Annotated in this window: 22 protein-coding genes; 5 read left to right on the plus strand and 17 right to left on the minus strand. The window is 63.9% G+C overall.

Annotated elements, in window-relative coordinates; translation table 11 throughout:
* Positions 1 to 55: 55 nt before the first annotated feature.
* Positions 56 to 514 (minus strand): carboxymuconolactone decarboxylase family protein, encoded by a 459-nt coding sequence (locus F3J17_RS31725; RefSeq protein WP_167069018.1) that lies wholly within the window; start codon positions 512 to 514, stop codon positions 56 to 58.
* 66 nt (positions 515 to 580) lie between these two features.
* On the opposite strand from F3J17_RS31725, the gene F3J17_RS31730 reads away from it, so the two are divergent.
* The gene (locus F3J17_RS31730) at positions 581 to 1084 is read left to right on the plus strand and encodes a MarR family transcriptional regulator (protein ID WP_167069021.1); all 504 of its coding nucleotides are present in this window, start codon (positions 581 to 583) and stop codon (positions 1082 to 1084) included.
* A 25-nt stretch (positions 1085 to 1109) separates the two neighbouring features.
* On the opposite strand, the gene F3J17_RS31735 is transcribed toward F3J17_RS31730, so the two are convergent.
* From F3J17_RS31735 to F3J17_RS31755, 5 genes are all read right to left on the minus strand, one after another.
* A complete protein-coding gene (locus tag F3J17_RS31735) occupies positions 1110 to 1892 on the minus strand; it encodes a CDP-diacylglycerol diphosphatase (RefSeq protein WP_167069024.1) in 783 nt (260 codons plus the stop codon).
* Between the two features lie 172 nt (positions 1893 to 2064).
* A complete protein-coding gene (locus F3J17_RS31740) occupies positions 2065 to 3207 on the minus strand; it encodes a porin (protein ID WP_167069027.1) in 1143 nt (380 codons plus the stop codon).
* A 213-nt stretch (positions 3208 to 3420) separates the two neighbouring features.
* Complete coding sequence (locus tag F3J17_RS31745) at positions 3421 to 4971, minus strand: APC family permease (RefSeq protein ID WP_167069030.1); 1551 nt, start codon at positions 4969 to 4971, stop codon at positions 3421 to 3423.
* A 278-nt stretch (positions 4972 to 5249) separates the two neighbouring features.
* Positions 5250 to 6665, minus strand: coding sequence for a sigma 54-interacting transcriptional regulator (locus tag F3J17_RS31750; RefSeq protein WP_167069033.1), 1416 nt, complete (start codon positions 6663 to 6665; stop codon positions 5250 to 5252).
* Complete coding sequence (locus F3J17_RS31755) at positions 6662 to 7828, minus strand: PAS domain-containing protein (RefSeq protein ID WP_167069035.1); 1167 nt, start codon at positions 7826 to 7828, stop codon at positions 6662 to 6664. The genes F3J17_RS31750 and F3J17_RS31755 overlap by 4 nt, the downstream gene beginning before the upstream one ends.
* Positions 7829 to 8033: 205 nt before the next feature.
* On the opposite strand from F3J17_RS31755, the gene F3J17_RS31760 reads away from it, so the two are divergent.
* Genes F3J17_RS31760 through F3J17_RS31775 form a run of 4 tightly spaced genes read left to right on the plus strand, consistent with a single transcriptional unit; the run spans position 8034 to position 12129 of the window.
* A complete protein-coding gene (locus F3J17_RS31760) occupies positions 8034 to 8645 on the plus strand; it encodes a dimethylamine monooxygenase subunit DmmA family protein (protein ID WP_167069038.1) in 612 nt (203 codons plus the stop codon).
* Positions 8642 to 9604 (plus strand): PDR/VanB family oxidoreductase, encoded by a 963-nt coding sequence (locus F3J17_RS31765; RefSeq protein ID WP_167069041.1) that lies wholly within the window; start codon positions 8642 to 8644, stop codon positions 9602 to 9604. Before F3J17_RS31760 ends, F3J17_RS31765 begins: the two co-directional genes overlap by 4 nt.
* 8 nt (positions 9605 to 9612) lie before the next feature.
* Positions 9613 to 10656 carry a DUF3445 domain-containing protein gene (locus F3J17_RS31770; protein WP_167069044.1) on the plus strand — a complete coding sequence of 348 codons (1044 nt, stop codon included), beginning with the start codon at positions 9613 to 9615 and terminating at the stop codon, positions 10654 to 10656.
* A 30-nt stretch (positions 10657 to 10686) separates the two neighbouring features.
* On the plus strand, positions 10687 to 12129 hold the full coding sequence (locus F3J17_RS31775) for a gamma-aminobutyraldehyde dehydrogenase (RefSeq protein WP_205195055.1): 1443 nt from the start codon (positions 10687 to 10689) through the stop codon (positions 12127 to 12129).
* 79 nt (positions 12130 to 12208) lie between these two features.
* Here F3J17_RS31775 and F3J17_RS31780 read toward each other — a convergent pair whose 3' ends face one another.
* The 11 genes from F3J17_RS31780 to F3J17_RS31830 form a co-directional block, all read right to left on the minus strand.
* Positions 12209 to 12499 (minus strand): DUF6587 family protein, encoded by a 291-nt coding sequence (locus F3J17_RS31780; RefSeq protein ID WP_167069047.1) that lies wholly within the window; start codon positions 12497 to 12499, stop codon positions 12209 to 12211.
* Entirely contained in the window at positions 12496 to 14337 is a 1842-nt protein-coding gene (locus tag F3J17_RS31785; RefSeq protein WP_167069049.1) for a ferrous iron transporter B, read from the minus strand. The genes F3J17_RS31780 and F3J17_RS31785 overlap by 4 nt, the downstream gene beginning before the upstream one ends.
* The gene (locus F3J17_RS31790; RefSeq protein ID WP_167069051.1) at positions 14334 to 14591 is read right to left on the minus strand and encodes a FeoA family protein; all 258 of its coding nucleotides are present in this window, start codon (positions 14589 to 14591) and stop codon (positions 14334 to 14336) included. Before F3J17_RS31790 ends, F3J17_RS31785 begins: the two co-directional genes overlap by 4 nt.
* Before the next feature lie 220 nt (positions 14592 to 14811).
* Positions 14812 to 15444: a LysE family translocator gene (locus F3J17_RS31795; RefSeq protein WP_167069054.1), complete on the minus strand. Its 633-nt coding sequence runs from the start codon at positions 15442 to 15444 to the stop codon at positions 14812 to 14814.
* A gap of 114 nt (positions 15445 to 15558) precedes the next feature.
* A complete protein-coding gene (locus F3J17_RS31800) occupies positions 15559 to 16362 on the minus strand; it encodes a transporter substrate-binding domain-containing protein (protein ID WP_167069057.1) in 804 nt (267 codons plus the stop codon).
* A gap of 105 nt (positions 16363 to 16467) precedes the next feature.
* The gene (gene iaaH / locus F3J17_RS31805; RefSeq protein WP_167069060.1) at positions 16468 to 17922 is read right to left on the minus strand and encodes an indoleacetamide hydrolase; all 1455 of its coding nucleotides are present in this window, start codon (positions 17920 to 17922) and stop codon (positions 16468 to 16470) included.
* Between the two features lie 67 nt (positions 17923 to 17989).
* Positions 17990 to 18913 (minus strand): ferritin-like domain-containing protein, encoded by a 924-nt coding sequence (locus F3J17_RS31810; RefSeq protein WP_167069062.1) that lies wholly within the window; start codon positions 18911 to 18913, stop codon positions 17990 to 17992.
* Positions 18914 to 18977: 64 nt separating this feature from the next.
* Complete coding sequence (locus tag F3J17_RS31815) at positions 18978 to 19241, minus strand: transcriptional regulator (RefSeq protein ID WP_167069064.1); 264 nt, start codon at positions 19239 to 19241, stop codon at positions 18978 to 18980.
* A gap of 428 nt (positions 19242 to 19669) precedes the next feature.
* The gene (locus F3J17_RS31820; protein ID WP_167069067.1) at positions 19670 to 20344 is read right to left on the minus strand and encodes an NAD(P)H-dependent oxidoreductase; all 675 of its coding nucleotides are present in this window, start codon (positions 20342 to 20344) and stop codon (positions 19670 to 19672) included.
* Positions 20345 to 20737: 393 nt separating this feature from the next.
* Positions 20738 to 21196: a hypothetical protein gene (locus tag F3J17_RS31825; RefSeq protein WP_167069070.1), complete on the minus strand. Its 459-nt coding sequence runs from the start codon at positions 21194 to 21196 to the stop codon at positions 20738 to 20740.
* 278 nt (positions 21197 to 21474) lie between these two features.
* Positions 21475 to 22316: MFS transporter (locus F3J17_RS31830; protein ID WP_167069073.1), on the minus strand; the 842-nt coding region annotated here is incomplete at its 5' end.

Below are 22316 nucleotides of genomic sequence, written 5' to 3' on the forward strand. Positions count from 1 at the left end.
CGACAGGCCCGCACCTCAAGTCATTTCAAGTCACCGCTAGTCACCTATAGTCACCTCAAGCCTTCACGGGCGGCGCAAACTGCAGCGCCACGCCGATGCGATTCCAGGCATTGATATTGGCGATAGCCGTAGTCAGAAACGCCATCTGCTCGCCGGGAAACTGCTCGGCCACTTTCCGATAGAGCGCTTCGCTCACCCCCTCGTGCAACTTCGCCGTGAGCGCTTCCGTATAGGCCAGCGCGGCTTGCTCGCGCTCGCTGAAGAACGCGCGCGCCTCATGCCATGCCGACACCAGATCGAGCTTTTCGCGCGCAATCGGCAGATCGCGGGCGATGTTCAGGTGATACTGGATGCAGAACGCGCAGCCATTGATCTGCGACGCGCGAATCTTCAGCAACTCGGTCAGCGATTTTTCGAGGCCGGAAGCATCCACGGCCTTGCTCATCGTCACGAGGCCCGCGACGACTTGCGGGGCATCGTGCGAAAACGTTTCGTAGGAAATGCGGTGCGACATGACTGGACCTCGCGTCAGTTGGGAGATAATATCAGAGCACGAACATCATATTCGAACTCTGACATCATGCGCAATACAACGAAGCGTATATCCAAAATCGGGCCGGAAAGCGCGGCGGAAATTCCCTCGGCGGGCGAAGGCAAACGCGGCGAGAGCGGTTATATCGGCTATCTGCTGCGGCAGGCGGGCGCGGCGCAGCGCCTACGCATGGAGCGGTCGCTGGATGATCTGGGTATCACGCAGCCGCAATTCGTGGTGTTGACCATGCTTGTGGCGTATCCGGGTGTGTCGGGCGCGGATCTCGCGCGCCTGGCCGCGCTCACGCCGCAGACGGTCAGCGTGATCGTTGCGAATCTCACGCGCAATGCCTTGATCGAGCGGCGGCCGCATCCCGTGCATGGCCGTATCCAGCAGATCGAGGTAACGCAGGCGGGACACAGCCTGCTCAAGCAGTGCCGTTCGCGGGTGAGGAAACTGGAAGCGCAGATGCTCGAAGGCTTCGACGCCGATGAGGAGCAGGTGATTCGCCGCTGGCTCGTGGCGCTCGCCCGCGAGGACGGCGCCCTTTGAGCGGTGCGAGCCGCGTTAGCCGGCCTTATTGGGCCAGCGCGCAGGAATGATCCAGCAGACCCTCGGCGGTGCCCGTGCCGCCATCCAGATCCTGGGCGCTGTTGACGATCAGCCAGCCGTCGCGCGCGGTGTCCGCGCCCGCGCCGGTCACGAGGATTGTTTGCGTGGCCATGGCCTGCTGCGGGTCGAGGCCGCGCTCGACAACGCGGAAGGGGTTGTTGCGGTCGGTGAGGCTCGTCACGCGCGTGACGCGATAGCGTTTGCCATCGAGCGTGGCCCAGCGCCACGAACCCGGCGCATCGTGCCGATACGGCGCGAGTGCGTCGGCGATATCGTTGCGCATGCAATCGACGTGAATATGCAACTGGTTTTGCGAGCGCTGTTGCGACGAGTTGATTTCAAGTCCCAGTTGCGTGGGCGCGAGCGTCATCTTGAGCTTGTCGTCCACGTAGCGTCCGGCGGCCCACGCGCCGGTCCAGTATTCGGGCGAGCCGCCGTAGAGGATATCGGGGCTTTCGATGCCGGAAACGCGATCGGTGGGAATCAGCAGGTATTGCGCGCGGCCGCTGATATCCTTGAGCACCGCGTAGCGCTTCTGGAAATCGACCGTGGTGCACGGCCCCGGTTGACCCTTGTCGCGTGCGTTTGGCACGCACTGCTCGCCCACCACTTTCCAGAGGCCGTTAGGGTCGAATGTAGAGAGCCGCACGCAGCCGGTAGCGGCGAGCGCCGTGATGAGCGAAGCGCCCAAAGCGGCGGCAAGCGACGCGTAACGGCGGCGTAAGGAAGGCTGACGGGTTCGGGACATCGGCGCAGATAGGGCGATTGAGCTGAGAACCGCGCGGAGCGATGCGCGGGCTTGCCATGCTGCGGGGAGTGTATCTGAAACTCTGTGACGCGCGCTTGATGCTATTTCATGCCGCTTGATGCCGCTTTATGCCGCTTCGAGGCACTTCAGCGCGCGCCGGTCCATCAGTGCATCAGAACGCGTGATTGATGCCCACGCGCGCAACGACCTGATTCGAGCCGGAAGCCAGACCCGCCGCGCCCGGAATATAGGCGAAATCGAGTGCGCTACCGGTGTTGCCGCCCGATACCTTCTGATAGACAGTTTGCGCGTAAAGCGACGTGCGCACTGAAAGCGCATATTGCGCCATCACGCCGATCTGGTTCCAGTGCAGCGATGCCTGGTTGCCGTCTTGCGCGAGGGTGGCGCGCGTATAGGTGTACATGCCGCCGAGGATCAACGCGGGCGTCACGTTGTAACGCGCGTTCAATTCGAAGTTATCGAAGCGCAGGCCGGCACCCGCGGCGAGACCCAGATCGCCGGTATAAATCGATTCGCGCGCGCCTTCGACATTCGCGTGCGTATAGACGGCGGCCACGGTTGCATGGCCGATGCCGTAGCTCGCGCCCACGCCCCAGGTTTTCTGGTTCGCTGCGGAAAAGCCGATATCGTCGGCGGCAATCGCACCTGTTGTGTTGCCGCCAGGTGTACCCAGATCGGCATAAACCGCAGAGACCGTGAGCGTTTGCCACGTGTAATTGAGGCCCGCGCTGAAGATGCGGTTCTGCGCGAAGTCGCCGGCCTGGTTGCTGAAGCCGTAGAGCGCCGTGGCTGTGAGGCCGCCGTAGGCGGCGCTGGTGAACTTGACGGCGTTGTTCGCGTGGTAGGTGGCGTCGGTGTTGTCGTTGTCGAGCGGATGGGAGAACAGGAAGCCTGCCCAACTGCCATTGGCGGTGAGCAACCCAACCGTATCGGCGACGGAATCGAATTGTCGGCCCAAGGTAAGCGTGCCGTATTGATCCGACTGCAGGCCAACATAGGCCTGGTAGCCGAACAGGCGTCCGTTATAGCCCGCCTGGCCTGCAGGCAGATTGAAGCCGCTGTCCAGATCGAATACAGCGTGCAGGCCGCCGCCCAGATCCTCGCTGCCTTTCAGGCCCCAACGGCTCACGGCAAGATCGCCGCTGGCCATTTGCCAGGCGGCGTGGCCGCCGGAATTGGAGGTGTAATTGATGCCGTCGTCGAGCACGCCGTAGAGCGTGACGCTGCTTTGCGCCGCTGCATAAGTGCATACGCACATGAGTGTGCCGGCAATCAGAAGATGTTTGCGTTGCATGATGTTTGTTGTCTTGAGTCGAGCGTAGGCCGGTTGCCCCGGCTCAGGAACGGCAGAGCACGCCGTTGCCATAAACCGTCCAGGCGAACACGCAGCCGTGGACGCACGCGCGCAGCGCGGCATGAAGTCGTCGCATGGCGTTTCCAGTCGAAAAGTGGGAGGGCGGCGCGGCGGTCGAATTGGCCGCGCCGCTAGTGCGAGGGTTCGCTTGAATCAGTTCTGCAACTGTGAGCGCGTGGCGCCCTGTGCGTCTTCTTCAGCGAGAGAGGCATGCGCGCGCGGGTTCTTCAGATGCAGCAGATGCGCATCGCCTGCTGCGGCCGTGCCGCGTTCATAAGGACGGCCAAGAATCATATAAACGAGGCCCGCTGCCAGAACGAGTGCCGTCGTGAAGATCATGCCGTAGTTGAGATACCAGGGATCGTCGGGCGAGCGCGGCCACATCATGTTGACGATCGCCGATACACCATAAGCGAAGGCCGCGAGATTCACCGGCCATGCCCAGGCGCCCAGGCGGAATTTGCCTGCGGGTTTCCAGCCGCGTGCGCGTGCAATCAGGGCGGCCAGCACGATCGACTGGAACGCGATATAGATGCCTGCGGATCCGAACACGATGATGGTCTTCACCGCATCGTCGAGGAAGATGCCGAGCAGGGCGACGAGCGCCGGCACGACGCCCGCGACGAACAGCGCGCGCGTGGGCACATGCGTATTCGGCGAAAGCACCGCAAGATGGCGCGAGGCGAAGATCATCTGGTCGCGGCTATACGCGAAGATCAGGCGGCTGGTTGCGGCTTGCAGGCTCAGCAGGCAGGAGAAAAACGACACCAGCACCACGGCGATGACCGCGCGGAAGCCGCCTTCGCCCAGTGCATGACGCAGCGTGCTCGCCACCGGATCGGCGTCCTTGCCGCTGATTGCGGCTTGCGGATCGGGCAGTGCCAGCACCAGCGCGAGACACACCAGCATCGCCGCTGCGCCGCCGATATAGATCGTCATGCGCATGGCTTTGGGAATCGCGCGGCCCGGATCGGGCGTTTCTTCCGCCACGTCGCCGCAGGCTTCGAAGCCGTAATACGCGAACATCGCGGCCACGCTCGACGCCAGGAACGCGGGCAGGTAGCTCGTGCCATTGCCCAGATGCATGGTGTCGAACAGGAAGCTCAGGTTATGCAGGCGCGCGAAGAACAGCAGGTATGCGCCCACTGCCACGGCGCCGATCAGTTCGCAGATAAAGCCGAACATGGCCACGCGTGCGAGCAGACGCGTGCCGCTCAGATTGAGGATCGTTGTGACCGCAATCATCGCGACCGCGACCCAGATCTCCAGCGTGTGATTGGGCGGCAAGCCCAGCAATTGCACCAGGTAAGGCGCACCGCCCACGGCTACGGCCGCGACGGTCGAAAACAGCGCCCACAGATAGATCCACCCTGCCATCCACGCCCAGCGCTTGCCGACAAGGCGGCGCGCCCACGGATAGAGGCCGCCTGCAATCGGGAACTGCGAAACGATTTCGCCGAAGACGAGCGCGACCAGCAACTGGCCGAGGCCGACCAGCAGATACGTCCAGAACATCGGCGGACCGCCCGCCGAAAACGCGAACTGAAACACCGTATAGACGCCAACCACCGGCGAGAGATACGTAAAGCCGAGCGAGAAGTTTTCCCAGATGCTCATCGACCGGTCGAAATTCGACGTATAGCCGAGCGCCTTTAACTGCGCGAGATCGTCATCCTCGTGGGGAGAGGGATGCGGATGGTTCATTGTCTGTCCTCATGTCATGTCGTCGCGCGCTTGAATTGATACGGGTTCAAACGCAAGGCGCGGCTCTTTATCACTCGATGCGCCGGAGCGCTCCGGGTCGCGAGGACCTTTAATGCAGGTTTCATACCAAGGCGCGTATGGCGTGCATAAAAACGTGCAAAGCCTTATGCGGCATGGCGTTGTAACTGGTTGCGCGCACAAGGGTGCTGCGCGTGAGCAGCGTTTGATGGCCTGGTGATGAGTTTATGCAGCGCTCGCGGCTGATTCGTCTGCGGAATTCACGCAGCGTTGGCCAGTTTGCTTTTGCGCACGATGGTGGCGATATCGGTTTGCAGCATTTCTGCGGCCTTGCGTTTGCTGCCGTAACGCGTGATCGCGTCGGCGATCAGGCCGTTTTCGAATTCGCGCACGAGGCTCTTGAGGCTTGCGCCTTCGAGATTGGCAGAGTTCGATAACGGAACGGGCGCGTGGGTATGAACCGCAGGGTCATTGAGCGGTGCGCGGGCCAGCCCTACCTGACGCGGCAGATGCTTGATCTGCGCGACCTCGTCGCACACCACGGCGAGGTATTCGACAAGATTCTGCAACTCGCGCACATTGCCGGGAAAGCCATGCGCTTCAAGCAGCGGCCGACATTCTGCCGCGAGCGCGAACGGCTTGCCGCGCCGCTCGCCGGCCAGCGCCACGAAATAATCGAGCAGCGGGCCAATCAACATCTTCTGCTCGCGCAACGGAGGCAGCGACAAGGTAATGACGCTCAGCCGATAGTAGAGATCGCTGCGGAATTTGCCTTCGGCGACCAGTTGTTCAAGATCGCGATTGGTGGCGGCAATCACGCGAATGTCCACGGTTTTGGGCTGCGTCGAGCCAAGCCGATGCACGCGCCCCGATTCCAGCACGACCAGCAGCTTGGCCTGCAAGGCGAGCGGCATTTCGCCGATCTCGTCGAGGAACAGCGTGCCGCCGTCCGCGGCTTCGATCAGACCAGCTTTGCCTTTGCTGAGCGCGCCGGTAAACGAACCCCGGTCGTAGCCAAACATTTCCGATTCGAACAGCGATTCGGGAATGCCCGCGCAACTGACGTGAATAAAGTGGCCGTGACGTCGCGTGGAATTCGTATGCAGCTGGCGCGCGAGTTCGGTTTTGCCGACGCCCGATTCGCCGAGCAGCAGTACGCGGCTATTCATGTCGATGGCGCGCAGGCCGATGCGATACGCCTCGTCCCAGAGCGCCGATGCGGCAAACAGCGGGCGCTCGCCCGCATCGCGTTGCGGGGCGCTTTGCGCCGCCGCTGGCGAACTGAGCTTGCGCTGGAAAAACAGATAGCCGCACGGCAAGCCCTGACTATCACGCAGCGGCCGTGCCGAAATCGACACCATGCGCTCGCCCGCGCGCACAGCGGTGTCGGGCAGACGCTGCGCGCCACGCCATGCGCCGCGCAAGGCATCGCAACGCAGGCACGATTCCTCGATGAAATCCCCGAAGGTACGCCCGATCCATTCGGTCTTGCGCAATTCGTTGAGGCTTTCCGCCGACGTATTCATATAGGTGACGAGGCCGCCTGCGTCCACGACGGTCACGCCTTCGGGAATCAGATCGCAAATGGCCTCCCAGCGCGGATCGCCCAGAAAACTGGGGATATCGGCCGCGTTGAAGGGACGGCGCGCGTCGAGCGGGGTCTGGGCGAATCTCACGAGCGACCTCGATGGAAGAGCGCCTGGCGGCGGCGCGCGTGCGTGCTCGCAACCGGCACGACGCTGATGACGAACAGTTCGCTCAATTCATTGTCGACGGGCGCAATGCGCAGATTGCAGCCGATCACGAGGCCCGATTGCAGATGAATTTCCGCATCGCCTTCGTGCGGCTCGCCATTGAACCAGCGGCGCTTGAGCGTTTCGTCGGTGAGTTCGACGCGTGCATCGAGCGCAGTGTCGAGCAGTTCGGCAGCGCCCGCGCCCAGCAGCGCTTCGGCAGCGGGATTGACGCCCGTGATGCGCGCCTCGCGATCGACCACCACGACGGCCACGGGCAGCGCGGCCAGCACGCGATGCACCAGCTCGCCCTGACGCACGATCTGTTCATGCTCGCGGCGCAATTCGGTCACATCGCGCAACGTGCCCCACATGCGATGCAGGCGCCCGGATTCGATATGGCCGCGCACATTGTTCTCCACGTACGTGGCCGTGCCGTCGTGCTTCAGATCGACGGTGAGACTGCGCTCCACATTGAAATCGTGCCGCGCGAGCTGGCGCACGAACGATTCGTTCTGCGCATTGCGCGGAAAGTGCGCGGCCACGGGTTTATCGCGCATGTCCTCGCCTTCGGGCAATTCATAGAGACCATGCAGCGCCGCGTTGCAGAAAATCCAGTGGCATTCGTTGACGAACACCTGGCGCACGATGTCGTCCTCGCTGCCGCGCAGATCGACAGGTTCGTCGAATTCGATGCCCCACATCGGCTCGCTGGAGGTTTCGATGAAGCCGCGCAGCACTTCCGTATGGTCGATCAACGCGCCCATCAGCAGTTCGGGCCGCGTGGTCTCGTAGACGAACAGGCGCGCGCGCAGATGCTGGCGCGAGCTGAAGCCCACCAGTTGCATGTCGATCGGCACGGCGCGGCCGTCACGATCGAGCGCAGTCAGTCGCACCGGCGGCTCGTAATCGTTGCTATTGGCGCTGCGAACCGCATCCAGACGCAAACGGATGCGCGCGCAACTATCGGGGTCGAAGGGGATTTCGATGGGGCAGCCGCGCCAGATGCGGCCATAGCCCACCAGTCGCGCCGCCAGTTCGCTGTACTCGGCGACGGTGCCGTCCGGGGCGATCTCGAACGCGACGAACGGAAGCTCTCTCAACATGAATGCGTGATGCAGAAAAAAAGATTGCTGCAGTTTTGCAGCGCCAAAAAAGTCCGGCAATCAGGGTTAACTACGGCAGACAGCCGTAAATAAGGGCTTTTGTAGCGCTGGCACGGATCTGGCTTTATGAAACGCAGCATCGTTGCACACACAACCGCCAACGCCAGCGCGGTGGCCGATGCAGTAACCGGAGGAGGCACGAAGTATGTTGATCACTGGGATCAAAAGCCGCCCGGTCTACGAGACGCTCACGCCGTTCGAACGCGGCACGGTGCACCTCGTGGTCGGGCAGGGCGGAGGCGGCGCGGCCATGCTGCGCCTGTTGCGCGAATTGAAAGAGGGCGGCACCCCCGCTTCGCGGATTCGCGTGATGTATTCCACACAGTCGTTTTCCGGCGCGAATCATCTCGCCGATATCGAACGTGAATGTCCCGACGAACTCGGCGTATTCGTGAGCAACGCAGCGCTGGTCGAAGGGCTGCGCAGCACGCTCGACGCTGCGCATATGGGGCTGCGGCTCTATCTCTCGGGTTCGGAAAGCTTTATCGGCAACACCATGCAGGTGGCTTCCGAATTCAACCTCAATCGCGATGAAGTGAAGCGCGAGCACAACGGCACCTTCGTGCGCCGCGTGTGGTGCGTGCACTGCGACGCGCGCAACGAGGACGTCACGCGCCGCGTATTCCGCTGTGGCGGCTGCGGGCTCGATCTGATCGTGCGCGATCACTACTCCACGCGCATGGCCGCTTTTATGGGCGTCAAGTTCGACGCCGAGCAAACCGGCGCCGCACAACCTGACGAGGAACTGGATACATGAGTACGCAGGCAGGCAGCATTGGCGTGGTGATTCGCGCCGTAGAAGACGTGACGCCGCTGATTCGCGTGTTTTCGCTCGAAGCGGAAGATGGCGCGCCGTTGCCCGGTTTTTCCGGTGGCAGCCACGTGCTCACGCTTATTCCTAATGGCGAGATCGTCTATCGCAACGCGTATTCGCTGATGAGTTCGCCGTTCGACACGCGCCGCTATGAAATTGGCGTGCGCCGCCAGGACACGGGGCGCGGCGGTTCGCGCCGCATGCACGAGCTGAAAGTGGGCGACACGCTGCGCATCACGCCGCCCGTCAACAACTTCGCGCTCAATGCACTGGCGCGCAAGCACATTCTGTTCGCGGGCGGCGTGGGCATCACGCCTTTCGTCTCGCAGCTTCAGGATCTGCAGCAGAGCAAGGTGCCGTTCGAACTGCATTACGGCGTGCGCGACGAAGCGCACGCGCGCATGGCGCGCTTCCTGCCCGATCTGCCGCATGGCGATGTGCGTGTTTATCACGACGTGGCGGGCGAAACGATCGACTTCGCCAGGGTGCTGGGCGCGCAGCCGCTGGGCACGCACGTGTATGTGTGCGGCCCGCAGGCGATGATCGACGCAGTATTGGCCGCTGCCCGCGATGCGGGTTGGGCCGATAGCCATGTTCACTATGAAAAGTTCGTCGAGCAAACCGGCGGCGTGCAATTCGACGCTTATCTGCAACGCAGCGACGTGCACATCACGGTCGCGCCGGAAATGAGCCTGCTGGAAGCCATCGAAGCGGCGGGCGTGGATATTCCCTATCTGTGCCGCGGCGGCGCGTGCGGCCATTGCGAGACCAGTGTGCTCGCGCTCGACGGTGAAATCGAACACCGCGACGACTGGCTCTCGCCTGAACAACGCGCCTGCAACGATCGCATCATGCCGTGCGTGTCGCGCGCGAGCTGCAAAAAACTCGTTCTCGATCTCTAGGATTTGCCATGACGACCACCTTCAAGCAAGAGGGCAGCTTCCGTCCGCCCTACGCGTTTCGCAACAGCGAAGAGAGCATTCGCCGTTTCCCGTTCCCGTACTTCGAAGATGAGTACGCCTATTCGATGAATCTCGAACCGCACGTGCCGACCGGTGACGGCGTGCTGCGCGCGGCTTTCGATATCGACGAGCATTACCTCACGGAAATGCGCGAGCGCGCGATTGCGCTCGAAAAGAATCCCGGCATGCATTACGCGTCCTTGCCGCATACGATGCAGGCGCAATGGGATTTGCTCGAACTGATTTTCGAATCGTATGCACGCGATTACCCCGAGCATTTCACGCTGATTCGCGAAGGCTCGCGCTGGACCTGGGAAAACCGCCTGATGGGTCTGCGCGATACGTTCACGTTTGGCGATCCGGCCACGCTGCCGTATGAGCCGATGGAATACGCCACGCGTCAGGCGCAGGGCGAATGGATCGTCGTGGACGACCGCGACGATTCACTCTATAAATCCGCGGGCATGGCCACTGAGCGCGCCGACTATTCGCTGCGTTTCAATCTGGGCATGAGCTGGTCGGAATGGCACGGCCCGGTGCCGCTGATTCAGGAAACCGGCGTGCTCGACCGGGCGCTCAAGTTCCTCAAGCGTCTGCGCACGGGCCACCCGGTGCGCCGCTTGAACTGGACGCTCACGGTCAATCCGCGTCTGGAAACCTCGGCGGAAACGCTGCACGAATGGGCGCCCGACCGACTCACCGTGACGCCGGAGAACGTCGGCAGCAAGGTGCATATGCGTCTTGAACTGCAACCGCTGCATCGCCTGCCGCGCAGCAATGCCATCGTGTTTCCGGTGCGCACGTATTTCCTGAGCCTCGACGAACTCGTGACGATTCCCAAATGGGCGCGCCGTACGCATCGCGTGCTCAAGTCGCTCAATCAGAATCTGATCGACTACAAGGGCTTTTCGCTCTATCACCAGACCATGGTGGATTTTCTCGCGCAATACGACGACGGCGCGCCGACGTCGCCGGGCAATGGCATCGACTGAAAATATCCACAGAACAGGAACAAGGACACCATGACGAACAAACTGGAATTGCCGTCGCGTCTTTTGATCGACGGTCAACTGGTGGCGGGCGAAGGGCCCGCCGATGCGGTCTATAACGCGGCCACGGGCCTGCCCTTGTGCGAGATCGCCGAAGCATCGGCGGCACAGGTCGAACAGGCGGTTGCCGCCGCGCACGCCGCGTTTCCCGCGTGGGCAGCCACCACGCCGCGTGAGCGCGCCGAAGCGCTGATCGAACTCGCCAGCCGCATCGAGCGCAATGCCGAGCGCTTCGCAAACCTCGAATCGCTCAATTGCGGCAAGCCGTATTCCGCCGTGCTCAACGACGAAATCCCCGCAATTGCCGACGTACTGCGCTATTTCGCAGGCGCGGCGCGGACGCAGCATGGTCTCGCGGCGGGCGAATATCTCGCGGGTCATACCAGCATGATTCGTCGCGATCCGCTGGGCGCGGTCGCCGGCATCGCGCCGTGGAACTATCCGCTGATGATGGCCGCCTGGAAGATCGGCCCCGCGCTGGCGTCGGGCAATACCGTCGTGCTCAAGAGCTCCGAGCTTACGCCGCTGACCGCGCTGCTGCTGGCCGAAGCCGCCGTCGATCTGTTCCCGCGCGGCGTGCTCAATATCGTCACGGGACGCGGCGAGAGCGTAGGCGCGCCGCTGTCCGCGCACCGCCATATTCGTCTGGTCTCGATCACGGGCGATGTGGGCACGGGCCAGAAGATCATGCAGAGCGCCGCGCAGACCGTGAAGCGCACGCATCTGGAACTGGGCGGCAAAGCGCCCGTGATCGTGCTCGCCGATGCGGACATTGCATCGGTGGTCGAAGGCATTCGTACTTTCGGCTTTTATAACGCGGGCCAGGATTGCACGGCGGCCTGCCGCATTTACGCCGATCAGAAGGTGTACGAACGACTGGTGGCCGATCTTGCCGCAGCGGTGAAGACCATCAAGCTCGGCGAGCAGCGTGATGAAGGCGTGGAAATGGGACCGCTGATTTCGGCGCGTCAGCGCGATCGCGTGGCGGGTTTTGTGGATCGCGCGCGTGATCATGCACATATCGAAGTGGTCGCGGGCGGCCGCGCGTGGGGTGAGCGCGGCTACTTCTACGAGCCGACCGTGATTGCCGGTGCGCGTCAGACCGATGAAATCGTGCAGCGCGAAGTGTTCGGGCCGGTCGTGTCGATTACACCGGTGCGCGACGCCGAACAGGCACTCGAATATGCCAACGACTCCGAATATGGTCTGGCGAGTTCGGTGTGGACGAAGGACGTGGGCACGGCGATGCAGTTCAGTTCGCGTCTGCAATACGGCTGCACGTGGGTCAATACGCACTTCATGCTGGTGAGCGAGATGCCGCACGGCGGCTTCAAACGTTCGGGTTACGGCAAGGATATGTCGGCGTATGCGCTGGAGGATTACACCGTGGCGCGCCATGTGATGATTCGTCACTAAGGCAAACGCGCAGTAAAAGGTGAAACGGCCCGCCAGAGCAATCCGGCGGGCCGTGTTTTATTGAATGCGCACGCAACGATTATTTGCGCGGCGGATGGAATGTGACCGTCTTTTCTGCAGGTGAATCCGAAGGCCCGCAGGTGCCACAAGTGCCGCAGCCATCGCCACAATCGCCCGTTGCGCCTTTGGGCTGTAGCCAACGGCCCACGCGCTGCGCGAATGCGCCGCGTCGCGGTCGCAGCAGTGGCGCGGCCACGCCTGCCTGCATGCGCGAGGTCGTTTTCGGCGCGACTTTGCGCAGCGCGGTCCAGAAGCTCACCGCAACGAGCAACGCGATCACGGCATATTGCAGCAGCAGATTCGCGCTCACAGGAAGTGCCTCGCAACCTGGTAGGTGACGAACGAAGCCGCGTACGCGACCACAAACATATAGCCAAACGACAGCACGACCGCGCGCCACGAACGCGTCTCGCGGCGGATCACGGCGAGCGTCGACATGCATTGCGGCGCGAACGCGAACCACACCATCAGCGAAAGCGCGCTCGCGACCGAGAAGTTCTGCGCGAGTGTGTGGCCCAGCGCGGCGACGTCGCTGTCGCCACCGGCTACGGCATAAACCGTGGCGAGCGCGGCCACGGCGGTTTCGCGTGCGGCGAATGCGGGAATCAGCGCAAGACTCATCTGCCAGTTGAAGCCGAGCGGCGCGAACGGCCATTGCAGTGCGCGGCCCAGATAACCCGCGATCGTGTAGTCGATGGCGGGACCGGTCGCGCCCGCGGGCGGCGAAGGGAACGTCGACACAAACCACATGATGACGGTCAGTGCGAGGATGATGCCGGTCAGGCGCTTGAGGAAGATCGTGCAGCGCTCCCACAGTCCGATTGCCACGTCGCGTGCGCGTGGGATGCGGTACGACGGCAGCTCCATCAGCAAGGCGTGTTCGGTGCGGTCGCGGCGCAGATGCTTCATGACCCAGCCCACCGCCATTGCGCCGACAATGCCCGCGACGTACAGCGCGAACAGCACCAGCCCTTGCAGATTGAACACGCCGAACACCAGCCGATGCGGGATAAACGCGCTGATGAGCAGCGCGTACACCGGCAGACGCGCGGAGCAGGTCATCAGCGGGGCGACGAGGATCGTCGCCAGGCGGTCGCGCGGATCGGAAATGCTGCGCGTGCCCATCACGCCCGGAATCGCACAGGCGAAGCTCGACAGCAACGGAATGAACGAGCGCCCCGTGAGCCCGACCGACACCATCATCCGATCGAGCAGGAAGGCCGCGCGCGGCAGATAGCCCGATTCCTCCAGCACGAGAATGAAGAGGAACAGCACCAGAATTTCAGGCAGAAAACCCAGTACGGTGCCGAGTCCCGTGAGCAGGCCGTCGGTCAGCAGGCTGCGCAGCGGGCCGTCGGGCAGCCACGCGCCCGCGATGCCGCCGAGCCAGTCGAAGCCGTCGCCGATCGAATCGGTCAGCGGCTTGCCCAGCGAATACACGGCCTGAAACACCAGGAACATCACCACGGCCAGGATCAGCGGGCCGAGTACCGGATGCAGCGCGACGCTGTCGATGGCGTCGTCGCGCGCGTCGGTGGCGCGCGGCATCGTCACGGCATCGGCGAGAATTGCGCGTACGGCGGCGTGCAGGTCGCCGCCTGTGTCTGCACCTTCGGCGCTGGGCGTGCGGTTCGCATCCACGCCGTCGATCAACTCGATCAACGACTGCGCGCCGTTGCGCCGAACCGCCACGGTTTCCACCACCGGCATGCCGAGCGCGCGCGCGAGCTTCGGCACATCGACGGTGATGCCGCGCCGCTTGGCGGCGTCCATCATGTTGAGCGCGAGCACGACCGGCCGGCCCATGCGTTTGACTTCGAGCACGAAGCGCAGATGCAGGCGCAGATTGGTCGCATCGGCCACGCAAACCACCAGATCGGGAATCGCCTCGCCGGGGTAGCGGCCCATCAGCACGTCGTGCGTGACGCGCTCGTCGGGACTGGCGGAATCGAAGCTGTACGCGCCCGGCAGATCGAGCAACTGGATCTTGCGGCCCGAGGGCGTGGCGAAGCGGCCTTCCTTGCGTTCGACCGTCACGCCCGCGTAGTTCGCAACCTTCTGGCGCGCGCCGGTGAGCAGATTGAAGAGGGCGGTCTTGCCGCAGTTGGGGTTGCCGACGAGGGCGATGCGCAGCGGTGTCTGGCTCATACACTGGCTCCCTCGAGGGCTTCGAGGCTCACGCTGACGCGCTCGGCTTCGGCGCGGCGCAGTGCAAAACGGGTCGAGCCGATTTGCACCAGCAGCGGGTCGGCGCTCCACGGCGCGCGCGCCACGAGGCGCACGGGCTCGCCGGGAACGAAGCCAAGATCGCGCAGGCGTTGTGCGATGGGGTCGCGTGCAGAGGCGTCTTCGACGCGCTCGACAAAGGCACTGGCGCCTTTGGTTAGGTCGGTCAGCCGCATGGGGAATCTTTGTTTTATGAAATGAGAACTGTTCTCATTGTATCGGCGATGCGCGCTGGATGTGGTTCAACTCGGCGCGCGCACCTTGATCCGGCGCTACGGCAGCGGCAAATAGCGCGTTTGCGCGGGATGGGTGCGCGGTTTTGTCGCATCGATGCGTGCGTCGATACTCGACCCAAACCCCGCTTGCCGATTGTGGCAGGCGGGGATGACACGTCGTTTAATTTCGATTTGCGCAAGCGAGCCGTAGCGCGAGGCCCGCGAACACCGAACCCAGCAGATAGTGTGGCCAGCGCGCTGGCCGCTGGCGTGCGCTCAGGCGGCGGGCGACATGGCTTGCGCCCAGAATCACGGCGCCATTGACGCACAGGCCGATCAGATTGAGTACGGTAGCAAGGATCAGAATCTGGGCCGCGACGCTGCCGTCCTGAAGGCGCACGAACTGCGGGAATAACGCCAGCACGAACAGCGCCATTTTCGGGTTCAGGATATTCGTCAGGAGTCCCTGGATAAAAATTCTGCCAGGCGAGAGGGCGGGAGCGATCGTGAGCGGCGCGGCGGGCTGCGGTTTGGCGCGCAAGGTCTTCCAGGCGAGGTAGAGCAGATAAATGGCGCCTGCGAAACGCAGCGCGTCGTAGGCAAAAGGAACGGCGAGAAACAGCTGCGACAGGCCGAACGCCGCCGCCATCGCATGACAGTAGGTGCCAACCTGAATTCCGGCAAGCGATGCAAATCCCGCCATACGCCCTTGACTGACGCTTCTGGACGCGATCAGGAGCATGTCCGGGCCTGGGGTGACGGTGAGCGCGAAACACGCACCGGAGAACAGCGCCAGCGTGGCGGGGGTGAGCATGGGGATCCCTTTTGTCGATGAGGCAAAAGGGCAATCAGTCTAGGCGACGGCCCTCGCGCGGTCAATTCGCGCGAGGGCCGTCCGTCAGAAAAAATCGCTTTGCTTTGTTTGAAGTTACTGCGCGACCGGCACCGTCACATCGCTGCCGAACCAGTGCATCGAAATCTTCTTGAGCGTGCCGTCCTGCTTGAGTTGCGTGAGCGCGTCGTTGATCGCTTTTTCGAACTTCGGATTGCCCTTGCGGAACGGAATGCCCATCTCCTGATTCGCGCCCTTGAGCACCGCGCCGGGGCGCAGCGGCAGATGCGAAGTCTTGATCATGTACGGCAGCATCAGGCGATCGTCGATGGTGGCGTCGATGCGTTTGGACGCCAGGTCACGCAGTTTTTCGGGGGCGCCCGGATAGGTCTGCACGTTGATGCCGGGCACGGCGCGCGCCATCGAATCGTAATTGGTGCCCAGCGTGACGCCGATCTTCTGCTCACCCTTGAATTGATCGAGCGAGGTGAATTCGCGTTTGTCGTCGGCGCGCTGGATCAATTGCGCCGCCGAATACGTATAGGGCTGGCTGAAATCGAGCGCCTGTTGACGCTGCGGCGTGATGGTCACCTGATTGACGATCACGTCGAATTTACCGGCCTGCAGCGCGGCAATAATGCCGCTCCATTCGGTGGGGATGAATTCGGGCTTCACGCCGAGCTTCGCGGCCACGGCTTTCGCCACGTCGACATCGAATCCTTCCAGCTCGCCCGAACTGTTGCGCGAGTCGAACGGCGGGTAGGTGCCTTCCAGGCCGATCTTGAGCACGCCTGCCTGCTTCACGCTGTCGAGCAGATCTTCGGCATGGGCGGCCACGGCGGTAAAGCTAAGCGATGTGAATGCGATTGCGCCTGCGAGAAAGAGCTTCGATACCTTCATCACTTGTCTCCTGATTGTTGGTGTGGGGACTACGGTGTGACGCTGTCGTGATCGTGCGGCGTGGTGCGAAATCGATTGATTCGGTGTCCTGCTCTTCCAGGTGGATCAGATATTCGGTGCGGGCAGTGTGCCGAGAATCTCCTCGAAGGCCAGACCGATGGCGAGCAGCCGCCGGTCGCTGCCCGTGGGGCCGTCGAGTTCCAGCCCGACCGGCAATCCCGCTTCCGTCAACCCGGCTGGCAGCGCCAGGCCCGGAATGCCCGCATTGCTCGCGGGATCGGTGTTGCGCAGATAGGCTTCCAGTTCGTCGATGGGCGCACTGCCGTCGATCGACACGCTCGACGAGCCGTTCAGATCGTCGATCTTCACGGCGGCGAGGCGCGTGGTAGGGAACAGCAGCGCGTCCAGACCATTGGCGGCGAAAGTCTGCGCGTAGAGCTGCTGCAGGCGCGGGCGCCAGACCGTCATCGCGGTTTGATAGTCGCTGCCGCGCGTATCGGCGAGGATCGCGTCATAGGCGGCGCGCACATCAGGGCTGGCGATGCGCGCCGCTACGTCGGCCACGCTTTGCACGGGCGTCTGGTTGGCGGCGAGCCAGGCCTGCAGATCGTCGATGGGTTCGTGCAGGGCGATGGCCATGCTCACGCGGTCGTTGAGCGCGAAGATATCGCTCATTTCCACCGGCACCAGCGTGACACCCGCCGCTGCAAGTTTTGCGAGCGCGGCGCGCGCGACGTCTTCGGTCGCGGCTTCGAGCCCTGCCCAGAACGGCGTAGGCAGGCCCACGCGCAGATTCGTGACGGCTGCCTGGGCAAGCGGGCCAAGACCGGTAATCACGCCGTCGAGCAGCGCGACATCGGCGACCGTGCGGCCCATCGGCCCGACCGTGTCGCGCGTATGGCTGATCGGCACGACGGCATGCGGGTCGTGATAGCGCCGCTGCGTACCGCCGTCGCCGACGCTCGGGCGCAGTCCGACGATGCCGCACAGTGCGGCGGGAATGCGCGTGGAGCCGCCGGTATCCGTTCCCAGGCCCGAAGGCACCATGCGCGCAGCAATGGCGGCAGCGGTGCCGCCCGATGAGCCGCCGGGAATCCGTTCGGGATCCCAGGGATTACGCACGGGACCGGCATGCGGCGCGAGGTTGGTGCTGGTGATACCGAAGGCGAGCTCGTGCATATTGGCCTTGCCCAGCACGATGGCGCCCGCGTCCACGAGGCGTTGCACCGAAGGCGCGTGGCGCGCAGCCACGAAGCCTTCGAGCGCGGGCGTGCCCGCCGAGGTGGGCAGCACGCGCGTGTTGATGTTGTCCTTGACGACCACGGGCAAGCCCGCGAGCGGCAGGCGCGCGCGCTCGTTGGGGCTGAGCGCGTCGATGCGCTGCGCGGCCGCCAGTGCGCCTTCGATGTCCAGCGCGGTGAGCGCGTTGAGATTGGCGAGCGCCTCGGCGCGGGCGATCAGCGTGGCGACGTAGTCAGCCGCCTTGAGCCGTCCTGCGCGAATCGCCTCGACGGCTTGCGTCGAGGTTAGTTCCAGCTGCTGGTCCAGGGTCCAGGTCATGCAGTCTCCTCCTCGTGCAGCCGTGATGGGATGGCGCGCGGTGTTCGCTATGTGCTGCGTGGTGCGCTTATTTCTTCATGAATCGCAGCGCCAGGCGCGCAAGTGCCGGCACCACGGCCGGGCGCAACAGGCGCGGATCATAGCCGCTCATGCGATCCCGATCTTCCGTCAGGCAGAGTTCAATCATCTCACGCGGCTTGAGCGAATCGCCCAGCACTTCGCGATTGGCGGGAAGAAAATTCGAATCGTGCGCCACGCCATCCGCGTCGATGCCGCGCGCGATCGCCAGGCGGTCCCATATCAGTTTGATCCAGATTGCGCCGACGCGCAGCGAGTGCCAGGGACGGCGCCACCACGGCAGATTTTTGCGATACCACGCCACCCAGTTCACGAAGAACAGGATGTGGCGGGCTTCCTCCTGGATCACGGGTTCGAAGGTTTCGACGAGTTCGGCGGGAAAGAAACCCGAGCGCTGCGCGGAGCGGAACAGCCCAAAGGCGAAAAAGCTGTCGATGCACTCGCTGTAGCCGGTGAACATCCACGCCCATTCGGCGTCTTTCGGCGGCGGGTAGGTGGGTTCGGGCGCGAGTTCGATGCCGTAGGCTTGCACCAGATGCGAGAGCACGACCTTGTGGCGCGCTTCTTCGTCGCCGTCCATTTCGATGGCTTCGCGCAGCAGCGGATCGAGCACGGTTTTCGCGTAGGTCTTGACGCGGATGGAGGCGCGGCCTTCGGTCTGTACGGCGATGTCCCAGATCGGCAGCGAGGTCAGCCGGCGCAGTGCGTCGGGTTCGAGCTTTGGCCAGTCGAGCACGGCGGGACGGTACGGATCGTGGGTGTCGAGCAACATCCGGCTGAACATCTTGCGATGTTCGTCTGATCCAATCCTGATGGGCCCTGGCGTGTCGTGAGTCCAGTGACGCAGCGCGGCGTCCTGGTCGGCGAGAGCGGTGGCGCCTTCGTCGATGATGGGCGTCAGGGATGCAGACATAAAGGCAAAAGAATGACGGTAATGTGACTCCTATTCTGTCATAAACGTAAGGAAAGCCGCTTGCTCACGCGCAGCGGCGCTGTTCGTCGATCCACATGCGCGCCCAGCGGCAGGCGTACGCCAGCGCATGGCGTTCATCGAAGAAATAATCCAGTGCGTCGAACGAAACGATCTTCTGGCTCGTGCGGGCGCCGGTTTGTGTTCCGGCCTGTGCGCCGGGTTGGGCGCTCAGCGTGCCGATCGTCAGATTGGCGGCGTACAGCCCGTTGGGTAAAGCCTGCGCGCTGGGCGCGACTTCGTAGCCTTTGTAGCGGATGGGTGCGTTCATGGCCTCCAGCTCCTGCTGGTGCGTCCTGCTCGTGTGCGAATTGCGCATGTATGCCTCGCCTGTGCGATCTGTGCGACCGCTGCATTTGCCAGTACGAACCCAGCGTAGGGGCAGCCATGCGCGAGGGGAACCAATCTTTCGTCGCAAGCAAATCACGGGCGGACTGGAACGGTCAGCAGAATGATCGCGATGAGGCGAGCTGGTGTGCCCGTCTCCAATGTGGATCGCACAAAAGGCCGCGTCTGTGGGATGGCCGACGCAAGGCGTGCGCCTCTGTGCGCTGGCGCGCGTTCGAGCGGGGATGGGTTATTGCGGGGTGTACAGGCGAGCGGCGATCAGCGAGCGGTGGGCGACGAGGCGCGTGGCGGCCTCGTCGTGTTTCGTGTGCTTCGGGTGCTTCGGGTGCTTCCTATGTAGCGTTCGCTGCGTTAAACCGCGACGCTCAAGCGATCCTCATTGCGTGCCGCAGCGGCGCTCGATGCGCTCGTGGCAATCGTGTGCGACGGGTGTGCGGCGCGCTGCGTGTTGAACGCGAGCGCGAATTGCGCGGCCTGCTGGCCGACCGTCGAGAGTTGATCAACAACCTTCGGATCGGAGCACTGATGCGCGCTGTCGAAGCGCGTTTCCAGCGTGTTGATGCCCGCGCCGAACGGCGTCGGCCAGCCGCGCAGCGCATGCACGATCGAGCGCAGCGAGGTCAGCACGGACCCCGCGGCCTGCCAGCCATAAGCGGTCACGATGCAGCCGACGGCGCGGCCGTCTAGATAGGGGCGTTCGTCGGCGCGCAGTTCTTCCAGCGTATCGAGTGCGTTCTTAACGAGGCCGGACACGCCGCCGTGATAGCCCGGCGTCGCGATGATGACCGCATCCGCGGCGCGCACGGCTTCGATCAGTTCGAGCTGGGCGTCGGTGCGGGTGGCGGCTTCGGGCGCGTAGTGCGGCAGGCTGTGCAGGAAGGTGCCGCCGAACAGTTGCGTGCGTGCGCCGGCCTGTTCCGCGCCGCGCAGCGCGAAAGCGAGCGCGCGTTCGGTGGAAGACGCTTCGCGCGTCGTGCCGCCGATGCCGACGACGAGCGGACGGTGTCTGGAATCGGAAATGCTCAAGGGGGGCTCCTCGGGTAAGCGGTAGGGCTCGCGAGCGCACAATGCGGGGCAGAAGACGCGCGGCAACGCGTGAATCGGCGGCGGGCCGGCGCAAAGCATGCGTTCACATCGGAACTGTCATCTTAGTGACCGCGTCGCGCCGCGCGAAACGACTTTTTGTTCTAACGATATGCCCGGGAGAAGGGTTCCGAACTGCGCGGCCCGCCCCATATGCATAGCTGAAAGCATTGGTTGGGCTGGCGGGCGGCCATCGCTACGATGAAACCGTCTCCTCCATGAGCATCTCCTTGACATGGGATTCGGCCCCGCACCGTAAGGTGGCGGGGCCGCTTTTTTTTCCGGAGACGATTTCGGGCAGTAAGCGCCTTGGGCGCGGCCGTGTCGCGCGAGCGCTTATTGCGCGCGGGCGGCGGGAGTGACGGAAACGTTCGGCAGGGCTTGAAGCGAGGGATTCGACGTGTGGTGCTGGCGGCGCGCCGGGACGGCGTAGCTCACCTGCAGGACATTGCCATCCGGGCCGATCTGCGGCGGGATCTCGGGCAGACCGTCGCTCTTCGACTTCACGTTGCCCTGGCCCGCTGCGCCGTTTGCACCATTGGCGCCGCCTGGCAGCATCGGCACGGTGGGCGCCGGTGCGCGCATGGCCGGCTCGGCGATCTTGCGCGTGTCGGGACGCTCGACGCTCGCGAGCTTTTTCTTCGTGTGGTGCGCGTGCGCCTTCTTGTCGGGCGAAACCGGATGCGCGCCAGGCAGGCGCGCCTCGGGCGGGTTCCAGATTTCGGTGTAGTGTTCCCCAGCGAGCGCGGTGGAAGCGAGGACGCACAGCACCGTCCCCGTCAAGATGAATCGCACGTCGTGATCTCCGTTTTGATGAACAGACCCGCCCGGCCTTCGCGGTGCGCCCGACCCCGCACAATGCGCTGGCTGGCACGCCCGCAGGGGGCGACGCCCGGTACGGCAACCGGGCTGCACGCACTGTACATTCGTACAGCGGTGAATGCAAACGTTTGACGGCGCACAGCGCGCGAGTGTTGCGCGGACGCGGCGTCCTGCGGCTGTCACAAACCTGTGTGCGTGGGTCGCGCCTGCTGGCTGGCTGGCGCGGCGGAGACCGGAAAAACAGCGTCGGATCAAGCCTCTAACGCGGCGCTGCCATGCAGGCCGAGCCAGCGACCATAGCTGCGCGGCGAGAAGGCGAGCGTGAGCGCGATCATCGCCGAAATCGAAATGGCGAGCATGACCCAGGCGGCGGTAAAACCGCCGGTCAGATCGCGCACCCGTCCGGCCACGACCGGCGCGAGGGCGGCAATCACGAAGCCCAACCCTTGCACAAACGCTACCAGCCGCGTGGCGATACGGTGATCGCCCGAATGATCGAGCGCCGTCACCAGCGTGACCGAGAAGGTGCCCCCCAGGCCCGCGCCCGCTGCGGCGACCCATAGCAGCGGCGCGGCCTCGGGCCAGGCTGCCAGACCGACGACGCCAATCCATTGCAGGCAAAGCCCGCCGATCAACCAGGGCCGCCGATCCGTGAACCGTGCGGCCGCGAGCGGCAGCAGCAGGGCGCAGGCGGCCTGGAAGACCGTCATGGCGGCCAGCAGCGAGCCGCTGGCGGCGACGCTCGCGCCATGCTGCTGGTAATAAGCGGGCAGCCAGGCGACCAGACTCGTATAGCCGCCGTTCACAAGACCAAAATGCAGGCCGAGCGTCCACGCGCGGCGCTTCTTCCAGACCGGCACCGCAACATGATGCGCGCCGGGTTGCGCCGCTGCCGTGCGCCCTGTCGCGCGCGCGCCGGAGTTGAGCCAACTCCACAACACCAGCGCCATCAGCGCGGGCGCGGCCCAGATTGCCAGCGCGATATGCCAGGAACCGCCCAGGCGTGCCGCGAGCGGGCTGAGGCTTGCGCCCAGCCCGCCGCCGCCCATGATCGACGCAGAAAACAGCCCCATCGCCAGCGGCACGCCTGGGC

The sequence above is a fragment of the Burkholderia sp. Ax-1719 genome, from assembly GCF_011753055.1.
Classification (GTDB): Bacteria; Pseudomonadota; Gammaproteobacteria; order Burkholderiales; family Burkholderiaceae; genus Paraburkholderia.